Raw genomic sequence first — 18,707 nt, 5'->3', positions numbered from 1 at the left:
GCCGCCCGGCCGGTCAGCCGCCGAGGCGCATCGCGTAGTAGGCCTGGAGGGCGGCCTCTCCGCCGGATCCGGTGGCGGTCATGATGCGCTGGCCGCGGGCGGAGCGGAGGTCGCCGGCGGTGAGGACGCGGGGGTGCTGGCGCCCGGGCGGGCAGTAGCCGTCCTCGCCCCGCACCAGGGAACCGGGCAGGGCGGCCGGCCGGCAGCCGAGGTTCACGAAGACCGCGTCGGGGTCGAAGGTGCCCAGCCCGCCCGCCGCCACGCGGCCGTCGCCCTCGCGGCGCAGCTCCAGCGACCCGACCTCCAGCAGGGTGACCCGGTCCTCCCCGCGCACCTCGTCGGCCTTGTAGGCGTCGGACGGCGGGTGCGGCACCACGAGGTCCAGCGGCGTCCGCGGGTGGGCGCGCAGCAGGGTGCCGAGGGGGCGGTCGGCGCCGAGGACGAGGGCGCGGCGGCCGGCGAGGGCGGAGGCGTCCGCCTCCCACACCGGCGGGACCGGGCCCGCGTCGGAGGTGATCCACCCCGCCTCGGCCGGGAGCGCCGCCCGCACGCCCGTCGCGACCACCGCGTACCGGGCCCGGACGGCGGCGCCCGAGGCCAGCCGGACGGTCACCCCCTCCTCGTCCGCGTGCAGTTCGGCCGCCGCGTCCCCGGCGCGGACCTCGCACAGTGCGCCCACCCGCCGGACGTCCGCCGTGACGGCGTCCGCGAACGCCCCTCCCGTCGCGAAGCCCAGCACGTTCTCCACCGCCGGCACCCGCCGCAGCGTGTGCCCCACCTCCCGGCGCTCGACCAGCACCGAGCGCAGTCCCACGCTCGCCGCCATCACCGCCGCCGCGCACCCCGCCGGGCCGCCGCCGACGATCACCAGGTCGTGCACCGCCGCGCCGTACGCGGCCGCCGCTCCCGCTACCACTGTCCGAACAACTCCTCCGCCGTCACCAACTGCCGTGCCCCGATGAACCGCCGGGCGATCCGCAGCCCCGCGTCGTGCACCTCCGGCCCGGCCTCGCTCGCGCACGCGTCCGTGACGATCCACGGCGTGAACCCGCGCTCGAACGCGTCCGCCGCCGACTTCAGCACACAGCTGTCCGTCGCCACTCCGCAGAACACCAGGTCCGTCCACTCCTCGGCCGCCGCCAGCTCCTCCGCCTCCGGAGTGAACCAGGTGTACGTGCGCTTCTCGATCACCGCGCGCGCCCGCCCCGCCCGGGCCCGGACCGCCTCCACGAGGTCGGTCTCCGGGGCCTCCCGCAGCCGGGTCCAGTCGAGCAGCCGCTCGTACGCGCTGCCCTCGTGGTTCACGTACCGGGTGAACACCACCGGCCGCCCGCCCGCCGACCAGCGGTCGACCAGCGCCTCGACGGCCGGCACCACGTGCCGCGAATGCCGGTTGACGAACCCGTTCTGCAGGTCGATGACGACCAGCGCCGCCCGTCTTCCCTCCAAGGTGCCCCCTGCCGCGTCGAATTGCCGGGCCGCCGGGAACGGCCCCGGCGGCCAACGTACGACGGGCCCGGCGGATCCGCGGCCCCGGCGCGACGCCGACGGGCCCGACGCGACGCCGACGGGCCCGGCCGCGGGGCCGACCAGGGTGCGCCGCGGCCCCTACAGGAACTGGTGGGCGAGGCCCGCGGCCAGGTACCCGTTGACCAGCCCGGCCGCGAGGGCGGAGACGGCCTTCCGGTCCGACCTGTAGGACACGCCCGCGGCAACGGCGAGGAAGGCCGCCCCGATCGCGGCCGCCCGCCGGTCCGTCAGCGGCTCCAGGACTCCCTCCAGGTGGAACCCGGCGAACAGCGCGACGGAGGCGATGGCGGCGACGGCCGGCCACCACTCGAATCCCGACCGCGGCCGCCGAGCTGACCGGTTCGTGTCCGACATCGCACGCCCTCCCCCGAAACAGCGCTACCCGTCAGGCAATTGGACTACATCCGGCGGCCGCTGTCGCGGGGTCGGGCGGGGTCGGGTCCGGGCCGGGACGACTCAGCGGTCCCAGGAGCGGGGGCGGTCCAGGGCCTCCCACTCCGGGCGGAGGAGCGCGAGCATGGCGAGGTCGTGACGCCGGCCCCGGTGGAGGCAGGCGGCGCGGCGGACGCCCTCCCGGGTGAAGCCGGCGCGGGCGAGGGCGGCCAGCGCCGGGGCGTTGGCGGTGTGGGGGACCGCTTCGAGCCGGTGCAGCGGGAGTTCGCCGAACGCCAGGTCGACCAGGGCGTCGAGGGCCGCGCCGCCGTAGCCGTGGCCCCGGTGCTCCGGGGCGACGAGGACGCGGACGGTGGCCAGGCCGTCCGCCATGTCCTGGTCGGCCAGGGCGGCGGAGCCGACCGGGGTGCCGTCGGGCAGCAGGACGAGGAAGGCGTCGTGGTCGGCGTCGTCGACGTCGCGCTCGATCCGCTCGCGGAGGGCCGACAGCGGTCGCGGCCAGTAGCCGAGCTCGTGCGCCGCGACCGGGTCGGAGCGCCAGGCGTGCAGCAGCTCGGCGTCGTCGACGTCGAGCGGGGCGAGGGCGATGGCGGGGGCGGCGGTGGGAGCAGGGGCGGGAGCGGCGGCGGGAGTGACGGCCGCGGCCGCGGCCCCGGGCGTGCGCGGTCTGGTCATGACCGGAGCGTAGGAGCGGGCGGGTCGCCGCGGCCAGCGGAATACCGGGCGGCGGCCGGACCTCGCGAGCCCCGCCGCCGGCCGGACTGCGGCAGGGCGCAGGCCGACCGGCGGCGGGGCAGGGCGGGTCAGCCCTGGTACGGGGCCTGCGGCTGGACGGGCGCGGCCGGTGCGGCACCGGGCTGCGCGGGGGCGGCGTACGGCGCGCCGTACGGGGCGGCCTGCTGGTACGGCGGAGCCGGCTGCTGCGGCGCCTGCGGGTACGCGGCCTGCTGGGGGGCCTGCGGGTACGCGCCCTGCTGGTACGGAGCCGCCTGCTGCGGGTTGTGGGCCTGCGGGGCCGGCTGGTACGGCGCGCCGTACGCGGCGGCCTGCTGCTGCGGGGCGTTCGGGTCGTACGGGGCGCCCGGGCCGTACGGCGCCACGGCGGGCAACGGCTGCGGGGCCGGGGCGGAGGCGCGCGCGGTCAGCGCCTTCACCGAGTTGGCGATCAGCACCACGGGAAGGATGAACGCCTGGAAGAAGATCCGGTACTCGCCGCCCTCGAAGACGAACCCGAGGTAGTACGCGTACCCGGCGAAGGCTATGCCGGCGACGACGTTGAGGATGCGCCAGCCGATCTTCACACCGCCGAGGTTGAGGGCGCCGAGGACCACCATGGCGATGCCGCTGACGGCCAGTAGTACGACGTACCAGGAGAAAAGGGGCTCGGCGTCGAAGTCGAGATTCACGGGACGTTCCTCGGGGGTGAGTGAGATGAGAGCGGCTGATGGGGACGAGTGCGCACAGTACTGGAGCCCACCGACAGCCGTCCTCACGATTTCGTCACGGTGTCATCGCCGAATCCGTCCGGCGAACCCCCCGTTGCCCCCTTGAAAACCGCTCAGGAAGCGTCAGTGCGTTCGGATATGATGCGGCCGTCGCTGGTGGTTGGGGGGCGAAGCAGCGACCCGGGTGAGAGTCCCGGTGCGGCCTCCCACCTCGGCGACCCGCCTGCTGTTGGGTTTCGTCGGGTTCGCCCGCCTTCCTCCCGTGAGGTCCCCCTTGCGTACTCAGCACCGCAGATCCCTCGCCCTCGCCGCCGCGGCCACCCTGGTCTCGGGCGCGGCCCTGGTCGCCGCCCCCGGCGCGTCCGCCCTGCCGCGCCCCGCGGGCGCCGGCGCGGTCCGCAGTGCCCAGGGCCAGGGCGTGCCGGGCCCGGGCGTCCTGGACCAGCGCAGCCCGGTCACCGTCACCCTCGACGGCTTCCCCCACGGCTTCACCGCGGGCGGGCCGGCCGCCGAGTTCACCGCCACCCTCCGCAACTCCGCCGACCACGCCGTCGACGTCACCACCGGGTTCACCGTCGCCAACGGCGACTCCGGCATCCGCGGGGCCCAGCTCCGGCTGGAGTTCCAGCCGCCCGGCGGCTCGCAGTGGAAGCCCGCCGTCCTCGACGCGGGGGCCGGTGCCGGAGCGACCTGGGCGCTCGACACCTTCAACTCCCGGCTCAGCCTGCCGGCCGGCGGCTCGGCGACGTACCGGCTGCGCCTCGCGGTCACCGCCGACGCGCCCGCCGGCCGGGCGACCGCCGCGCTGACCGCCGTCGTCTCCGACCCGACGCTGCCGCCGGAGAACCGGATCTCCAGCGCGATCAGCCCGTCCGCCGACTTCACCACCGCACCGGCCGGCGGCACCGCCACCCCGACGCCCGCCCCCGCACCGGGCGTGCCGTACCTCGCCCTGGACGCGGTGCCCGTCGCCTTCACGGCGGGCGGCGAGACGAAGCCGTTCCGGCTGACGCTCACCAACCGCAGCGGCAAGGACATCGCCTTCCTGCCCGAACTGACCTTCCGGGCGCGGAACCTGCCCGGCGGCGAGTCGACCCGTCTGGAGTTCCGGACGCCCGAGGGCGAGTGGCTGCCGGCCTCCGACCACGGGCAGTCCGAGGCGGGGCGGCTCACGCTCACGCTGCGCGCGGGGGACAAGGAGAGCGGCCTCGTCCGGCTGCGCGACGGCGAGTCCCGGACGGTCGACGTGCGGCTGGCGTTCGCGCAGGACGCGCCGGCGGGCGGGCTGTCGCTGCAGTTCACGGGGACGAGCCTGCCGCCGGGCGGCGGGACGGGGACCGGGGTGGCGGCCACCAGTTCGGCGGTCGACATCACCGTGGCCGCCGCCGCGCCGGTCACGCCGTCGGCCCCGCCCGCGCAGCCGTCCACGGCCGGTGCCGCCCCGGTCGCCGAGCAGCCCGCGCCGGCCGCCACCGCCCCGGCGGGCGCGCCCGCGCCGACGGCTCCCGCGGTCGGCCTCGCGGCGGTCACGCCGCCGTCGGCGCCGACCAGCGCACCCGCCGTCCAGGCGGTGGACGTCACGCCGACCGCCCCGGCCGCCCAGGGGCCCGCCCCGGCCGTGACCGTGACGGTGGCGGCCGCGCCGGTGCCGTCCGCCGACCTCGCGTCCACCGGCGGCGACTCCTTCAACGCGCCGATGGCGATCACCGGCGGCACCGCGATCGCGATGGGCATCGGCACGCTGATCATCGCCCACCGCCGTCAGCAGCTCCGCCCGGCCGCCCGGCCGCCGCGCCCGGCGACGGGTCCCGCGGCGGGACCCGCGGGGCCCGGGGGCCCGGGCGGTCAGGGCGGTCAGGGCCGCCCCGCCGGACCGACGGGACGCTGAGCGCGGCGGGTGCGGCGGGCGGCCGGGGTCGTCGGCCGCACCCGCCGCGCCATCCGCGCCACCCAGGCGGTCCGGGTGGCCCGGACCGCTACCGCCGGGGGACGCTCGCGCGGGCGAGTACGGACAGCTCGAACGGCCGGAGTGCGTCGGTGCGCTCCCACAGTGCGGGGTCGACCGCCTCGCGCTGTCGGACGTACTCGACCGGCCTGAGTCCGTGGGCGGACAGGAGAGCGTCCATCTGCTCGATGTCGAGGAAGGTCCGCCAGGGCTCGCCGTGCTCGGCGGCCGCGGCCATGACCGCCGCCGCGTACGCCCGGCCCGCCTCGTCGCACAGCCCGGCCGGGAGGAGGTGCTCCACGACGAGCTCCGTGCCGGGGGCGAATCCGGCGACGGCGGCCAGGATCCGGCCGATCGCGTCCGGACCGAGGTACATGGTGACCCCGAGGCAGCCGACCAGCGCGGGCCGGGCGGGGTCGAAGCCGGCGCCGACGAGCAGCTCGGTCAGCGAGCGGGCGGACGCCTGCTCGAAGTCGACCGGGACGAGGGCGGTGGAGGACGGCACCGGCGTGGCCGTCGAGGCCAGCAGGGCCCGCTTCCACTCCTGCGTCGAGGGCTGATCGACCTCGAACACCCTGACCCGGTCGGCGAGTTCGGAACGGTACGCGAAGGAGTCCAGTCCGGCCCCGAGGATCACGTACTGGTCGACGCCGCGGGCGGCCAGGGCGGCGAGCCGGTCCTCGGTGTAGCGGCCGCGGGTGACGGCCGTGGTCCGGGCACCGGCCAGGACGGGGTGGACCCCGTGGGAGCGGTGGTAGCCGAGGAGTTCGTCGGCCTGGTCCGCGAGGAGGGCCAGTGCCACGGTGTCGGCGAGGATCGTGGGGGCGTCGTCGACGAGGAGATGTGCCGCGCGGGCCGCGGCCGCCATGAGGGCCGTCCGGCTGGGCTGTCCGTGCCGCTGCTGTCCGTTGTTCACCATGAAAGCGGACATTACCCACAGATTTTGACAGTATATCACAAAAACAAATATTTCGAAAGGGTATTCACATCGCCTTTCGATCAAGAAACTCGGCCTCCGATTCGGGATCCCGACCCCCCGGTCGGGCCGGCTCGATCGGAATCAATCGAAAAGGGGTGGCCGGAATGGTCGACCACGAGGTGCTGTACGTGTTCTGCGGTCCGGACGGCGGGCACGGCAACGCGCTCGGCGTCGTCCGGGACGGGGCCGCCGTCCCCGCCGTCGCCGACCGGCAGGCGCTCGCCCGTGAACTCGGCTTCAGCGAGACGGTGTTCGTCGACGACGCGGAGCGCGGTGTCATCGACATCCACACGCCCACCGTCCGCCTGCCGTTCGCCGGACACCCGTGCGTCGGCGTCGCCTGGCTGCTCGGTGCGGACCGGCTGGTCACCGCGGCCGGCGTGGTCGGGGTCCGGCACGACGGCGCGTTCACCCGGATCTCGGCGCCCGCCGCCTGGGCCCCGCCGCGCACGCTCCGGCAGTACGGCTCGGCGGCCGAGGTGGACGGGCTGCCGGTGCCGCCGCCGGGCGAGTGGATCTACGCCTGGGCCTGGGCGGACGAGGCGGCCGGTACCGTCCGGGCCCGCGCCTTCCCCGGCCGGGACGACGGCATCGACGAGGACGAGGCCACCGGAGCCGCCGCCCTCCTCCTCACCGCCGGCCTGGGCCGCGATCTGACGATCACCCAGGGGCGCGGGTCGCAGATCGTCACCGCCGTCCGCGACGGCGGCCTGATCGAGGTCGGAGGCCGGGTCCGGCGGGCGGTCTGAGAGGTCCGCTGCCGGGAGCCGCAGCACCGGGAGGCCGGGAGCCGCAGCACCGCGATCCGGGGCCGGGAACAGGGGGAGGGGCGTTGTCGGAGGAACCGCAGTTCGATGTCGTCGTCACCCGTGTCGGCGAGGACCGGATGGCCGTCTACCGGGTGCTCCGCGTGCGATTCCGGCTGAGCATCTGGAGTGCCAAGCTCCTGATGGACGCCGCCCCGGTGGCCGTCGAGCCGTCCTTCCTGTCGGACGCCCGCAGGACGGCCGCCCGGCTGCGGGGGGCCGGGGCGGGCGTGGAGCTGACGTGCCGGCCCTGCGGCCGGGCCGCACCGGACGAGGGGGAGCCGCTCGACCCCGGCCCCTGCGCCGCCGCGGGCTGGGACTGGTGCCCGGCGAGCACCGCGGAACCTCAGGTGCTGTGGTGGTACCCGGACTCCGAGTAGGCGGCCACCGCCACGGGGGCGGGTGCCGGGGGCCAGGCCGGCGGGGGCTCCGCGGCCCCGGTCCCGGCGCCATCGGGGTGTGCACCGGTGCGCCCGGAGGGCCGGGGCCCGTCGGTGTGGAGCCCGGTGGTCCGGGGCCCGCCGCTCCCGTCCCGGTGGGACGCCTGCCGTGCCCCCGCCCGCCCGGACGCCGTGGCCCGGTGGAGCAGGAGGGCGCGGCCGGCGGGGACCAGGGCGAGGTGGGTGGCGGCCACGCCGACGACGCCGAGCAGGATGTCGTCGACGTTGAGGACGTGCCCCGGGGCCCAGGAGGAGAGGAACTCCATCGCGGTGGCCAGCAGCGCGGAGGCACCGGTGGTGCGGAGGAAGGACGGCAGCCAGGGCGCCCGGAGGCGGCCGCCGGCGAGCGGCAGCAGGAGGCCGAGCGGGGCGGGCAGGAGCAGTTCGCCCAGGAGCTGGCCCGTGCTGGAGGAGTGCAGGGAGGCCAGCGGGGTCAGATTGGCGTCGTACACCCACGCCACCGGCAGCGGCCGCAGCATCAGCCAGCCGACCAGGGCCAGGTGGAGGGTGAGGCCGAGGAGGCCCACCGTCCGGAGGGAGTGGTGGACGGCGGCGGCCCGCCCGGTGGGGACGGCCGTCGCCCGCCCGGTCTCGGTCCGCACGCCGGAACGCTCTGCCCGTGTCCTGGTGCCATCTCGCTGCACGAGGGAAAGGACGTGGGCCGACGGCGTGACGGTTCCATGGCCGGTGTGAAGTTTGCGCCACCCGCCGGAGCAGGTACGGCGCACGGGGGGCGTCGTGCCCCGCCCCGTGCGCCGGTCGCGTGCCCGCACCACCCCGGGGCGGGTGCCCCCTGGCGGGCCCGGGGGCACCCGGCGCCCTCCGGTCGGGCACCGGTGCGCCCGGAGGTCCCGACGGCCCCCCGGGCACCCCTCAGCGGCAGGGGGCCGAGGCCGACGCGGCCGCCGACGGCACCGCGCTGAACACGTTGTCGGCCGGCGGCGTGGACGGCGCCACCACCACGGGCGACGGCGAGGGCGCCGCCCGGGCCGTCGCCGGCACCTTCCCCGGCTCGGTGGACCGCGTCGGCGTCACCGCGGCCGGGGGGACCGCGGCGGGCGACGGCGAGCTCGGCGCCGTGGGTATCGGCGGCACCGTGGGGCAGGCGGTCCGGCTGGCCGGCGCGCCCGCGTCCACCGGCACGGCGGTCGGGCGGATGCCGCAGCCCGCGGCCAGCACGGCCAGGCCGAGCAGGGCGGCGGCACCGAAGGCCCGCCGGCCGGAGGAAGTTCTCACTGGGCACTCTCCTCGGGGGCGTCGGCCGGTGGCGGGGGCGGCGGCGACAGCGGCAGCGTCAGCGTGAACACCGCCCCCACCTCCCCGTTCGCGGCCGTGATCGTCCCCCCGTGGATCTGCGCGTTGGCCATCGCGATGGAGAGGCCGAGACCGCTGCCCTCCGAGCGCGCCCGCCCCTTGTCGGCCTTGTAGAACCGGTCGAAGACGTGCGGCAGCACGTCCTCCGGGATGCCCGGGCCGCTGTCGGACACCTCGACGACCACCGAGTCCGCGGTCTCCCGCACCCGCACGCGCACCGGCGAGCCGCCGTGCTTGAGCGCGTTGCCGATCAGGTTGGCGAACACCACGTCCAGCCGGCGCGGGTCGACCACCGCCCGCACCCCGCGCGGGGCGTCGAGCTCGACCGCGTCGTACCAGGCCCGGCCGTCGATGCAGGACATGATCAGGTCGGCGATGTCCACCTCGTCGGCGACCAGCTTGGCCGTGCCGGCGTCGAAGCGGGTCACCTCCATCAGGTTCTCCACCAGGTCGGACAGCCGCCGGGTCTCGCTGACCACCAGCCGGACGGCCGGCTCGATCATCGGGTCGAGCGACTCCGCCTCGTCCTCCAGGATGTCCGTCACGGCGGTCATCGCGGTCAGCGGGGTGCGCAGCTCGTGCGACATGTCGGCGACGAACCGCCGGCTCTGCGCCTCGCGCGCGCTCAGCTCCTCGACCTGCTCGTGCAGCGACTCCGCCGTCCGGTTGAACGTCCGCGCCAGGTCGGCGAGCTCGTCCGAGCCCTCGACCTCCAGGCGGGTGTCCAGGTGCCCCTCGCCGAGCCGCCGCGCCGCGTCGCCGAGCCGCTTGACCGGCCGCAGCACCGTGGCCGACGCGGCCTGCGCGAGCAGCGCCGAGCCGATCAGCGCGAGCAGCGTGGCGATCGCCAGCGACCAGCCGAGGGTGTTGAGGTCGGCCCGCTCGTTCTCCAGCGACTTGAACATGTACGCCGTCGGGCCGGTCGTCACCACCTTGGTGCCACCGATGACGAACGGCCGGCCGTCCAGGTTCTGCCGCTGCCAGTAGAGGTGGTACTCGTACCGGTTGGAATCGGTGATCTCGCGGGGCTTGGCGACGGCGGTCTGCAGCGCGGTCGGGACGTCCGCGAGCGAGTACCGCACCGGGTCGGAGGAGGCGATGCAGTCCGGCAGGGCGGGGTCGGTGACGACCACGTCGTACGTGAGCCCGGAGCTGGCGACGACCCCGGCGAGGCCGATCAGGTCCTCGCAGGTCGCCTTCAGCGGAAGGTTCGAGACGTTGCGGCTGAGCGAGACCCGGAAGTCGTTGAGCGCGGTGTCCTGGGCGCGCTTGAGCACCGCGTCCCGGTTCAGCCAGTACGCGATGCCGGAGGCCGAGACGGCGGTGAGCAGGGCGACCGCGGCGAACACCGCGATCAGCCGCACCCGGAGGGAGCGCAGCCTTCGCCACGGGCCCGAGGAGAACCGCCGGGTCGTCGTCTGATGGTCAGTCACGGGAGCCTGTCGTTACGGAAGTTCGATGAGGAGGACCGGGGGTATCGCCGTGCCCGCCGATGAGCCGGCCGACGGGCCGGACGGCGCGGGTGCGGTCACGGGTGCGGCCACGGGTGCGGAGGCTGCGGCGCGAGCGCCGCCGCCGCCCGGGACGCCGCTCACGCCGGCGGGTCCAGTCGGTAGCCGACCCCGCGCACCGTGCGGATCAGCGTCGGCGCCGACGGCACGTCCTCCACCTTGGCCCGCAGCCGCTGCACACAGGCGTCCACCAGCCGGGAGTCGCCCAGGTAGTCGTGCTCCCACACCAGGCGCAGCAGTTGCTGCCGCGAGAGCGCCTGCCCGGGCCGCCGGCTCAGCTCCAGCAGCAGCCGCAGCTCGGTCGGGGTGAGCTGGAGGTCGGCGCCGTCCTTGGTGACCGTCATCGCCGCACGGTCGATCACCACCGTGCCGTAGACGGAGGAGTCCGAACTCTCCCGCTCACCGCGCCGCAGCACGGCCCGGATCCGGGCGTCCAGGACACGCGGCTGCACCGGCTTGACCACGTAGTCGTCCGCACCCGACTCCAGCCCGACCACCACGTCGATGTCGTCGGACCGGGCGGTGAGCAGGATGATCGGCAGCTGATCGGTCCGGCGGATCCGGCGGCAGACCTCGAAGCCGTCGATTCCGGGCAGCATCACGTCCAGCACGATGAGGTCCGGCCGCTGCTCCTTGAAGAGCCGCAGACCGTCCTCACCGGAGGCGGCGGTGGCCACACGGTGACCCTGGCGGGTGAGGGCGAGTTCGAGGCCGGTGCGGATGGCGTCGTCGTCCTCGATCAGAAGGAGGAAAGGCACGGGCTCATTCTGGCTCACCGGGAGCGGCGAATCACCCCCCCACTCGCCCCCGCCCCGCCCGCAGCGGCCGCCCGCCCCCGGCCGGGAACCGGAACCCGCGCCACCGGCGTCCGCAAGGACGGGAGGCGGACCCGGGACGAAGGACCCGGGCCCTGTGACAGCCCTGTGACAGTCGACGGACAGCGCCATCACAACCGGCGGGCAGGATTTTCGATGTCGCCGCAGGACAGCGGGCCAACAGGCCGGCCGGAAGGCGGCAACGGAACCGCTCGTACCGAACAAGGGGGCGCACGATGAACGCCATGCTTCAGACCCGGACCAACCCGGCTGTCGGCACCGCGCGTTCGTCGACGACCGCCCCCAGGACCCGGTTCGAGGTCAGGACCGACGAGGCCTCCGGTGCCGTGATCGTACGGGGGTGCGCACACAGCACCGGTGGAAGTACTGCCGCACGCCGGGTGAGCGGCGGCGGCAGGACGGGGGAGCTGTACGGGATCGGCCGCCGGGGGAACCCGGCCGACTCCGCCGGCACCCTCACGCTGCGGGGGATCCTCCCCGTGCGCGTCGAGGGCACGGACGCCCCGGGGGGGAACCGGGGCATCGGGGGGACCGGCCTGCGGAAGGCCGACTCGGGGGAGTCGGCCGGCCGCGAGGCCGCCGGTGCGACGCTGCTGCGGCTGAACCCCGCGGCGGCCCGCACCACCGAAGTGGCACAGGGCGGCGCGCGGGAGGAGCGCCCGGCCGTCGCGGAGGACCACACCACGGAGTTCACCGCGTACGTGCGCGAGCGTCGCGCCTCTCTGTACGCCACCGCGTACCACCTCACCGGTGACCGCTACGAGGCCGAGGACCTGCTGCAGAGCGCGCTCTTCAGCACCTACCGGGCCTGGGGCCGGATCACCGACAAGGCCGCGGTCGGGGGCTACCTCCGCCGCACCATGACCAACCTGCACATCTCCGCCTGGCGCCGCCGCAAGGTCAACGAGTACCCGACCGAGGAGCTGCCGGAGACGGTCGGCGACACCGACGCGATGGGCGGCACCGAGCTGCGCGCCGTGCTCTGGCAGGCGCTGGCCAAGCTGCCGGAGAACCAGCGGACCATGCTGGTGCTCCGCTACTACGAGGGCAAGACCGACCCGGAGATCGCCGACGTGCTCGGCATCAGCGTCGGCACGGTCAAGAGCAGCATCTGGCGCGCACTGCGCCGGCTGCGCGACGACGAGCAGCTGAACACCTCGGGCGACACCGTCCGGGCCTTCGGCGAGCTGGTCGCGTAGCGGCCGCAGTACCGCGGGGACGCCGGCGACGGCGGACCGGCAGGAGGACTCCCGTCGGGGGACGGGTAGCAGGACGGACACGGCACGGACGGCGACGGCTCGGGGGAGCGGCGCCGACGGGGGATGCCGGGACGTCCGGGGAAGGCGGCGGGCCCGGTGCGGGGGAGACGCACCGGGCCCGCCGTTCCGCGTTTCCGGCCCGTGCGCCCGCGGGCCCACGGGGCCGCCGGGCCGCGGGGCCGCCGGGAGCGGGCAGGGCGGGACGGGGACGGCAGGGGACGGCAGGTGATGACACAGGGCCGCCCCTCCGGAGGGACGGGCGGTCCCGCCGCACGGGCGGCTCAGACGGCGGAGAGCTCCTGGACGGCCGCCGCGCGGATCCGCCGCTCGGCCTCCGGCCCGGCGCACGGGTGCGCGCCCAGCTCGACCTGCCGGCCGATGATCGTGCGCTCGGCGCGCATCAGCCGCCAGCCGCGTCGCAGCAGCACCGGCAGGGACTTGCGGCCCTCGCGGACGTCCCGGCGCAGCCGCCGCCAGGCGGTGGTGAGCGGGCTGTTGCGCAGGCAGAGGGCGTCTCCGAGCAGGCCCTCGGCGGCGCACTCGGCGGCGATCTCGGCGGCGAAGATGCCCTCGGCGACGAACGCGCCCGCCCCGTCGAGGTCCAGGACCCGGGTGGCGACCCGGCCGTTGTCCGGGATCGAGTACACCGGCACGTCGGCCCGGCCGGTCTCGTACAGTCCGCGGATGGCCGCGACCGCCTGCTCGCGGTGCCAGGACAGCGGGGAGTCCCAGTCGACCGCGCCGTCGGGCAGCCGCGGGAGGGTGGGGTCGTCGCCGTCCTTGTAGAAGTCGTCGAGCTGGAGCACCGGAAGACCGCTGCGCTCCGCGAGCGAGGACTTCCCCGAACCGGAGGGCCCGGAGAGCAGGACCACCCGGGCGCGGGCTATCGGCACAGGGTTCAGCGGGGAGTCACTCACGGGACACCAGTCTGACGCATCCGGGCCGGATGCCGAAACCGGTCGGACGGGACTCGTCGAACCGGTGCGGCACACCGGTTCGGCACAGTCGTCCGGCCCGGTGGCCCGGCGGCCCGGCCCGGTTGTCCGGCCCGGCGGGGTCAGGCCGTCCGCAGCGACTCCGGTGCGGTGAGCGCGGCGTGCACCATCGGCAGGTAGCGGCTGTCGACCTGCAGGTAGACGGGGTGGCCGTCGCCCGGGGGCCGGTAGGCGGTGGCGGCCCAGTCCTGGTCGTGCCAGGTGCCGGGCTCGGGGTCGTGGAAGGTACCGCCGGCGGCGAGCTCGGTGAAGCCGGCCGCGCGCGAGCCGAAGGTCACGGCGGCGGCCCCGGGCCTGATGCGGAGCTTGCCGTTGACGTAGGCGGGCTGCCAGCCGGGCCGCTCGGAGCGGGCCGAGCAGGGCACCCGTGCGGCGCGGCCGGCGGCGAGCCGGCGGCGGGCCCTGGCCACGAGCAGCTTGCGGAGGAACCCGTCCGCGAACAGCGCCACCATCTCCGCCACGAACTCACCCACGGCGTCGTCCCCCTTGATCGTTTCCGGTGGTCGGATTCTGGCCCGGGCCGGGCCGGGGCGGGCAGCGCCGAACGGCTCGATGTCCCGCGACCAAAGTCGTGCGGACGGGAGCACCCGCCGCCGGCGTGGCGCGGGCCGCGGGGGCCCGGCCGCGGGGGGACCAGGGCGCGTAGGGCGCCGCGGGGGCGTGCGGGGCGGTGCGGGGCCGCCAGGGGCGCGTACGGCCCCGTACGCGCCTGTGTACGGGGCCGGAAAGCCGACGGACCCGCGCCAGGGGGGGAGAGGCGCGGGTCCGTCCTGTGACCGTCCGGGCCCTGGGGGGGTGAGGGCACTGGGGACGGCCAGTCTGTGGAGTTGTTACTCGTGACTACGCGGAGTAGTCGATGGGGCGACCGGGAGGTCAGATACCCATCGGGTGCCAGACCGTCTTGGTCTCCAGGAACGAGAGTAGCCGGTCCGTTCCGGGAGCATTGGTCCAGTCCTGGGCGAACGGGTCCAGCTCCGGGCGGATCACCCTCTTCAGGGTATCCGCGGCGAGCGCCTCCAGCGCGGCCGCCGCGCCGGGACCTTCGTCGGCGATCGCACCGGTGAGGTCCACCGCGTTGACGTCCTGGTGCGAGGCCAGGGTCGGCGCGATGTCGGCGGTCCGGCCGGAGATCAGGTTGACCACGCCGCCGGGGACGTCCGAGGTGGCCAGCACCTCGCCCAGCGACAGCGCCGGCAGCGGGGCGTCGGCCGCGGCCGCCACCACCACGGTGTTGCCGGTCGCGATGGCCGGGGCGACCACCGAGACCAGGCCGAGCAGCGAGTGCCCGTAACCGGCCTGCGGGGCGACGATCCCGACCACGCCGGTCGGCTCCGGGGTGGAGAGGTTGAAGTACGGCCCGGCGACCGGGTTGGCGCCGCCCGCGATCTGCGCGACCTTGTCGGTCCAGCCCGCGTACCAGACCCACCGGTCGATCGCCGTGTCCACCAGGGCGGCGGCCTTCTTCGGGCCGATACCCTCGGAGAGCGCCACCTCGGCCGCGAACTGCTCGCGCCGGCCCTGCAGCATCTCGGCGACCCGGTACAGCACCTGGCCGCGGTTGTACGCGGTGGTGCCCGCCCAGCCCTTGACCGCCGCGCGGGCGGCCAGGACCGCGTCGCGGGCGTCCTTGCGGGTGCCGAGCGGGGCGTTGGCGAGCCACTCGCCCTTGGAGTCGGTCACCTCGTACACCCGCCCGCTCTCGGAGCGCGGGAACTTCCCGCCGACGTACAGCTTGTAGGTCTTGAGGACGTCAAGACGCGCGATGGTGGTCTCAGACATCGAGGTAGGCCTCCAGACCGTGCCGGCCACCCTCGCGGCCGTAGCCCGACTCCTTGTAGCCGCCGAACGGCGAGGTCGGGTCGAACTTGTTGAAGGTGTTGGCCCAGACCACGCCGGCCTTCAGCCGGTTGGCGGTCCAGAGGATCCGCGAGCCCTTCTCCGTCCAGACGCCGGCGGAGAGGCCGAACGGCGTGTTGTTGGCCTTCTCCACCGCCTCGGCGGGGGTGCGGAAGGTCAGCACCGACAGCACCGGGCCGAAGATCTCCTCCTGGGCGATCCGGTGGGCCTGGCTGACGCCGGTGAAGATGGTCGGCTTGAACCAGAAACCGGTGCCCGGCAGCTCGCACTCCGGCGACCAGCGGTCCGCGCCCTCGGCCTCGCCCGCGTCCGTCAGCTCGGTGATCCGGGCCAGCTGGGCGGCCGAGTTGATGGCGCCGATGTCGGTGTTCTTGTCCAGCGGGTCGCCGACCCGCAGGGTGGCCATCCGGTGCTTCAGCGCGTCCAGCAGCTCGTCCTGGATCGACTCCTGGACCAGCAGGCGCGAACCCGCGCAGCAGACGTGGCCCTGGTTGAAGAAGATGCCGTTGACGATGCCCTCGACCGCCTGGTCGATCGGCGCGTCGTCGAAGACGATGTTGGCGGCCTTGCCGCCCAGCTCCAGCGACAGCTTCTTGCGGCTGCCGGCCAGCTGCCGGGCGATCGCCCGGCCGACCGGGGTGGAGCCGGTGAAGGCGACCTTGTTGACGTCCGGGTGCGCGGTGAGCGCGGCGCCCGTGCGGCCGTCACCGGTGACGATGTTGACGACGCCCTTCGGCAGACCGGCCTGGCGGCAGATCTCGGCGAAGCGCAGCGCGGTCAGCGGCGTGGTCTCGGCCGGCTTGAGGACCACCGTGTTGCCGGTGGCCAGCGCCGGGGCGATCTTCCACGCCAGCATCATCAGCGGGAAGTTCCACGGGATGACCTGGCCGGCCACGCCCAGCGGCTTCGGGTTCGGGCCGAAGCCGGCGTAGTCGAGCTTGTCCGCCCAGCCCGCGTAGTAGAAGAACCAGGCGGCGACGGTCGGGATGTCGAAGTCCCGGGTCTCGCGGATCGGCTTGCCGTTGTCCATCGACTCCAGCACGGCCAGCTCGCGGCTGCGCTCCTGGACGATCCGGGCGATCCGGAACAGGTACTTGGCGCGCTCGCTGCCCGGCAGCGCCGACCAGTCGGTGAAGGCGCGGCGGGCGGCGGCGACCGCGCGGTCCACGTCCTCGTCGGTGCCCTGGGCGAACTCGGCGAGCACCTGCTCGGTGGCCGGGTTGACCGTCTTCAAGGCCTCGCTGCCGGAGGAGTCGACGAACTCGCCGCCGATGAAGTGGCCGTAGGAGGTGGCGATGTCGCCGGCCGCGGCGGGCGACTCGGGGGCCGGCGCGTAGCCGAACAGGCCGGCCGGCTTGACGGCCTGCGCGGCAGGGGCGGCCGCGGCGGCCTGCGCGGCCGCGGGTGCCGCGGTCTTCTTGGTGTTCTTGGCCATGATTCTCAGTCCACCGTCACGTAGTCGGGACCGGAGTACCGTCCGGTGGTCAGCTTCTGGCGCTGCATCAGGAGGTCGTTGAGCAGGCTGGAGGCGCCGAAGCGGAACCAGTGCGGGCTCAGCCAGTCGTCGCCGAGGGTCTCGTTGACCATCACCAGGTACTTCATCGCGTCCTTGGTGGTCTTGATCCCGCCGGCGGGCTTCACGCCCACCTGGACGCCGGTCTGCGCGCGGAAGTCGCGGACCGCCTCCAGCATCAGCAGGGTGACCGGCGGGGTCGCGTTGACGGCGACCTTCCCGGTCGAGGTCTTGATGAAGTCGGCGCCGGCCAGCATCGCCAGCCACGAGACGCGGCGCACGTTGTCGTACGTCTGCAGCTCGCCGGTCTCGAAGATCACCTTGAGGTGGGCGTAGCTGCCGTCGGCGCGCTTGCACGCCTCCTTGACGGCGACGATCTCGTTGAAGACGTCCAGGTACCGGCCGGAGAGGAAGGCGCCCCGGTCGATCACCATGTCGATCTCGTCGGCACCGGCCGCCACCGCGTCGGCGGTGTCGGCGAGCTTGACCGGGAGCGCGGCGCGCCCGGCGGGGAAGGCGGTGGCGACGGACGCGACCTGGATGTCGGTGCCCTGCAGCGCGGCCTTCGCGGTGGCGACCATGTCCGGATAGACACAGATGGCGGCGACACGGGGGGCGGTCGGGTCGGTCGGATCGGGGTTCCTGCCCTTGGTGCACAGGGCGCGCACCTTGCCGACCGTGTCCGCGCCCTCCAGCGTGGTCAGGTCGATCATCGAGATGGCCAGGTCGATGGCGTACGCCTTCGCCGTGGTCTTGATCGAGCGGGTACCGAGAGTGGCGGCACGCGCCTCCAGGCCGACCTGGTCGACACCGGGCAGGCCGTGCAGGAAGCGACGGAGCGAGGCCTCGGACGTCGCGACGTCCTGGAGACCGCTGCCCGCAACGCCGAGGGCATTGGCTGCAAGAGTGGACATAGTCACCAGACCAGCATATCTACGCGCGTAGTCGATCGCTAGACCGGGGACCCATCGATGCCGGACCGAGATCTCCCGCCCGCCCGCACCGCGGTACGGGCGGATCCGGGCCCCGGCCACCCGGTCGTGGGAGGGCCGACCGGGGCCGAACCGTGATCGCGGACCCTGTGGACGGCGGGGGCCATGGGGCAGAATCGTCGACATGACCGAATCCGACGGCAAGCCCCAGAAGGGCTCGGCCGGCTCCGATGGGGAGCCCGTGTACGCCGACCGCGTGTACCGCTCCGTTCCCGGCGTGATCTCCGGGGTGCTGTTGTTGGCCGTGGCGGCGTGGCTGATCGGGGACGCGGCGCTCAACGGGAGCGGCAAGACGCCGTGGGTGGCGCTGTCCGCCGTGCCGGTGTTCGCGTTCCCGGTGATCGCCTACACCCTGCGCCCGGCGGTGTTCGCCAACGAGCAGCGGCTGGTGGTGCGCAACCCGCTGCGGACGATCACCGTGCCCTGGGCCTCGGTGGACGCGCTGCGGGCCGGGTACTCGGTCGAGCTGCTCGCCGACGGCCGGAAGTTCCAGGTCTGGGCGGTGCCGGTGTCGCTGCGGCAGCGCAAGCGCGCCGCGCGGGTGCGCGACCGCGGCGGCGAGCACCACGCCTCCCGGCTCGGGATGGTCTTCGGCCAGGGGACGTCCACCGTCACGGTGCAGGGCTCGACGGACCCGAACCGGGCCTGGTCCGACCAGGTGGTCGGCGTCCTCCAGGACACCGCCGAACGCAACGCCTCCCGCCCCGACGCGGCCGGTCCGCTGAAGGTCCGCTGGTGCTGGTGGATCATCGCCCCGACCCTGGCCGGGCTGGTGGCCCTGATCACCGTCATCGCGGCCTGAGGCACGGGAGCGCCCGCCGCCCGCCGCCCGGCACCGGGCGGCCGACACCGGCCCCGACGAAGGGGGCCCGCCGATCCGGCGGGCCCCCTT

The 18,707-nt window shown here is 75.0% G+C and carries 20 protein-coding genes; 5 read left to right on the top strand and 15 right to left on the bottom strand.

The window, feature by feature from the left end; all coding sequences use genetic code 11:
- Nucleotides 1-13 precede the first annotated feature (13 nt).
- From OG550_RS14635 to OG550_RS14615, 5 genes are all read right to left on the bottom strand, one after another.
- Complete coding sequence (locus OG550_RS14635) at nt 14-916, bottom strand: FAD-dependent oxidoreductase (RefSeq protein WP_327677643.1); 903 nt, start codon at nt 914-916, stop codon at nt 14-16.
- On the bottom strand, nt 910-1,449 hold the full coding sequence (locus OG550_RS14630) for an isochorismatase family cysteine hydrolase (RefSeq protein ID WP_327677641.1): 540 nt from the start codon (nt 1,447-1,449) through the stop codon (nt 910-912). The genes OG550_RS14635 and OG550_RS14630 overlap by 7 nt, the downstream gene beginning before the upstream one ends.
- 159 nt (nt 1,450-1,608) lie before the next feature.
- Nucleotides 1,609-1,884, bottom strand: coding sequence for a hypothetical protein (locus OG550_RS14625; protein ID WP_327677639.1), 276 nt, complete (start codon nt 1,882-1,884; stop codon nt 1,609-1,611).
- Nucleotides 1,885-1,986: 102 nt separating this feature from the next.
- Nucleotides 1,987-2,598 (bottom strand): GNAT family N-acetyltransferase, encoded by a 612-nt coding sequence (locus OG550_RS14620; protein WP_327677637.1) that lies wholly within the window; start codon nt 2,596-2,598, stop codon nt 1,987-1,989.
- Nucleotides 2,599-2,726: 128 nt separating this feature from the next.
- A complete protein-coding gene (locus OG550_RS14615; RefSeq protein ID WP_327677636.1) occupies nt 2,727-3,329 on the bottom strand; it encodes a hypothetical protein in 603 nt (200 codons plus the stop codon).
- Nucleotides 3,330-3,642: 313 nt separating this feature from the next.
- Here OG550_RS14615 and OG550_RS14610 point away from each other — a divergent pair, with 313 nt between their 5' ends.
- Nucleotides 3,643-5,256, top strand: coding sequence for a hypothetical protein (locus tag OG550_RS14610; RefSeq protein ID WP_327677634.1), 1,614 nt, complete (start codon nt 3,643-3,645; stop codon nt 5,254-5,256).
- 88 nt (nt 5,257-5,344) lie between these two features.
- On the opposite strand, the gene OG550_RS14605 is transcribed toward OG550_RS14610, so the two are convergent.
- Nucleotides 5,345-6,232, bottom strand: a complete 888-nt coding sequence (locus OG550_RS14605; protein ID WP_327677632.1) for a class I SAM-dependent methyltransferase — start codon at nt 6,230-6,232, stop codon at nt 5,345-5,347.
- A gap of 164 nt (nt 6,233-6,396) precedes the next feature.
- Between OG550_RS14605 and OG550_RS14600 the strand changes: the two genes are divergently transcribed.
- A complete protein-coding gene (locus OG550_RS14600; RefSeq protein ID WP_327677630.1) occupies nt 6,397-7,041 on the top strand; it encodes a PhzF family phenazine biosynthesis protein in 645 nt (214 codons plus the stop codon).
- A gap of 83 nt (nt 7,042-7,124) precedes the next feature.
- Nucleotides 7,125-7,478 (top strand): ribosomal protein L7/L12, encoded by a 354-nt coding sequence (locus OG550_RS14595; protein ID WP_327677627.1) that lies wholly within the window; start codon nt 7,125-7,127, stop codon nt 7,476-7,478.
- Here OG550_RS14595 and OG550_RS14590 read toward each other — a convergent pair.
- The 4 genes from OG550_RS14590 to OG550_RS14575 all read right to left on the bottom strand — a co-directional run bounded on the left by OG550_RS14590 (nt 7,445) and on the right by OG550_RS14575 (nt 11,121).
- Nucleotides 7,445-8,140 carry a VanZ family protein gene (locus OG550_RS14590; protein ID WP_327677626.1) on the bottom strand — a complete coding sequence of 232 codons (696 nt, stop codon included), beginning with the start codon at nt 8,138-8,140 and terminating at the stop codon, nt 7,445-7,447. The genes OG550_RS14595 and OG550_RS14590 overlap by 34 nt on opposite strands.
- Nucleotides 8,141-8,411: 271 nt before the next feature.
- Nucleotides 8,412-8,774 carry a hypothetical protein gene (locus tag OG550_RS14585; RefSeq protein WP_327677624.1) on the bottom strand — a complete coding sequence of 121 codons (363 nt, stop codon included), beginning with the start codon at nt 8,772-8,774 and terminating at the stop codon, nt 8,412-8,414.
- Nucleotides 8,771-10,285, bottom strand: a complete 1,515-nt coding sequence (locus OG550_RS14580) for a HAMP domain-containing sensor histidine kinase (RefSeq protein ID WP_327677622.1) — start codon at nt 10,283-10,285, stop codon at nt 8,771-8,773. Before OG550_RS14580 ends, OG550_RS14585 begins: the two co-directional genes overlap by 4 nt.
- A 158-nt stretch (nt 10,286-10,443) precedes the next feature.
- Complete coding sequence (locus OG550_RS14575) at nt 10,444-11,121, bottom strand: response regulator transcription factor (protein ID WP_327677620.1); 678 nt, start codon at nt 11,119-11,121, stop codon at nt 10,444-10,446.
- Nucleotides 11,122-11,414: 293 nt separating this feature from the next.
- Here OG550_RS14575 and OG550_RS14570 point away from each other — a divergent pair, with 293 nt between their 5' ends.
- Entirely contained in the window at nt 11,415-12,398 is a 984-nt protein-coding gene (locus tag OG550_RS14570; protein ID WP_442905997.1) for a SigE family RNA polymerase sigma factor, read from the top strand.
- A gap of 341 nt (nt 12,399-12,739) precedes the next feature.
- On the opposite strand, the gene OG550_RS14565 is transcribed toward OG550_RS14570, so the two are convergent.
- The 5 genes from OG550_RS14565 to deoC all read right to left on the bottom strand — a co-directional run bounded on the left by OG550_RS14565 (nt 12,740) and on the right by deoC (nt 17,737).
- Nucleotides 12,740-13,375 carry an ATP-binding protein gene (locus tag OG550_RS14565; RefSeq protein ID WP_327677618.1) on the bottom strand — a complete coding sequence of 212 codons (636 nt, stop codon included), beginning with the start codon at nt 13,373-13,375 and terminating at the stop codon, nt 12,740-12,742.
- A gap of 140 nt (nt 13,376-13,515) precedes the next feature.
- A complete protein-coding gene (locus OG550_RS14560) occupies nt 13,516-13,926 on the bottom strand; it encodes a hypothetical protein (protein ID WP_327677616.1) in 411 nt (136 codons plus the stop codon).
- Nucleotides 13,927-14,326: 400 nt separating this feature from the next.
- A complete protein-coding gene (locus OG550_RS14555; RefSeq protein ID WP_327677614.1) occupies nt 14,327-15,232 on the bottom strand; it encodes an aldehyde dehydrogenase family protein in 906 nt (301 codons plus the stop codon).
- Nucleotides 15,225-16,745, bottom strand: a complete 1,521-nt coding sequence (locus tag OG550_RS14550; RefSeq protein ID WP_327677612.1) for an aldehyde dehydrogenase family protein — start codon at nt 16,743-16,745, stop codon at nt 15,225-15,227. The genes OG550_RS14555 and OG550_RS14550 overlap by 8 nt, the downstream gene beginning before the upstream one ends.
- A gap of 5 nt (nt 16,746-16,750) precedes the next feature.
- Nucleotides 16,751-17,737 (bottom strand): deoxyribose-phosphate aldolase, encoded by a 987-nt coding sequence (deoC, locus tag OG550_RS14545; RefSeq protein ID WP_327677610.1) that lies wholly within the window; start codon nt 17,735-17,737, stop codon nt 16,751-16,753.
- Nucleotides 17,738-17,939: 202 nt separating this feature from the next.
- Here deoC and OG550_RS14540 point away from each other — a divergent pair, with 202 nt between their 5' ends.
- Nucleotides 17,940-18,617: a PH domain-containing protein gene (locus tag OG550_RS14540; RefSeq protein WP_327677608.1), complete on the top strand. Its 678-nt coding sequence runs from the start codon at nt 17,940-17,942 to the stop codon at nt 18,615-18,617.
- Nucleotides 18,618-18,707 lie beyond the last annotated feature (90 nt).

It is taken from the genome of Kitasatospora sp. NBC_00458 (assembly GCF_036013975.1).
Classification (GTDB): domain Bacteria; phylum Actinomycetota; class Actinomycetes; order Streptomycetales; family Streptomycetaceae; genus Kitasatospora.
This window is presented reverse-complemented; position numbering and strand designations above follow the sequence as displayed.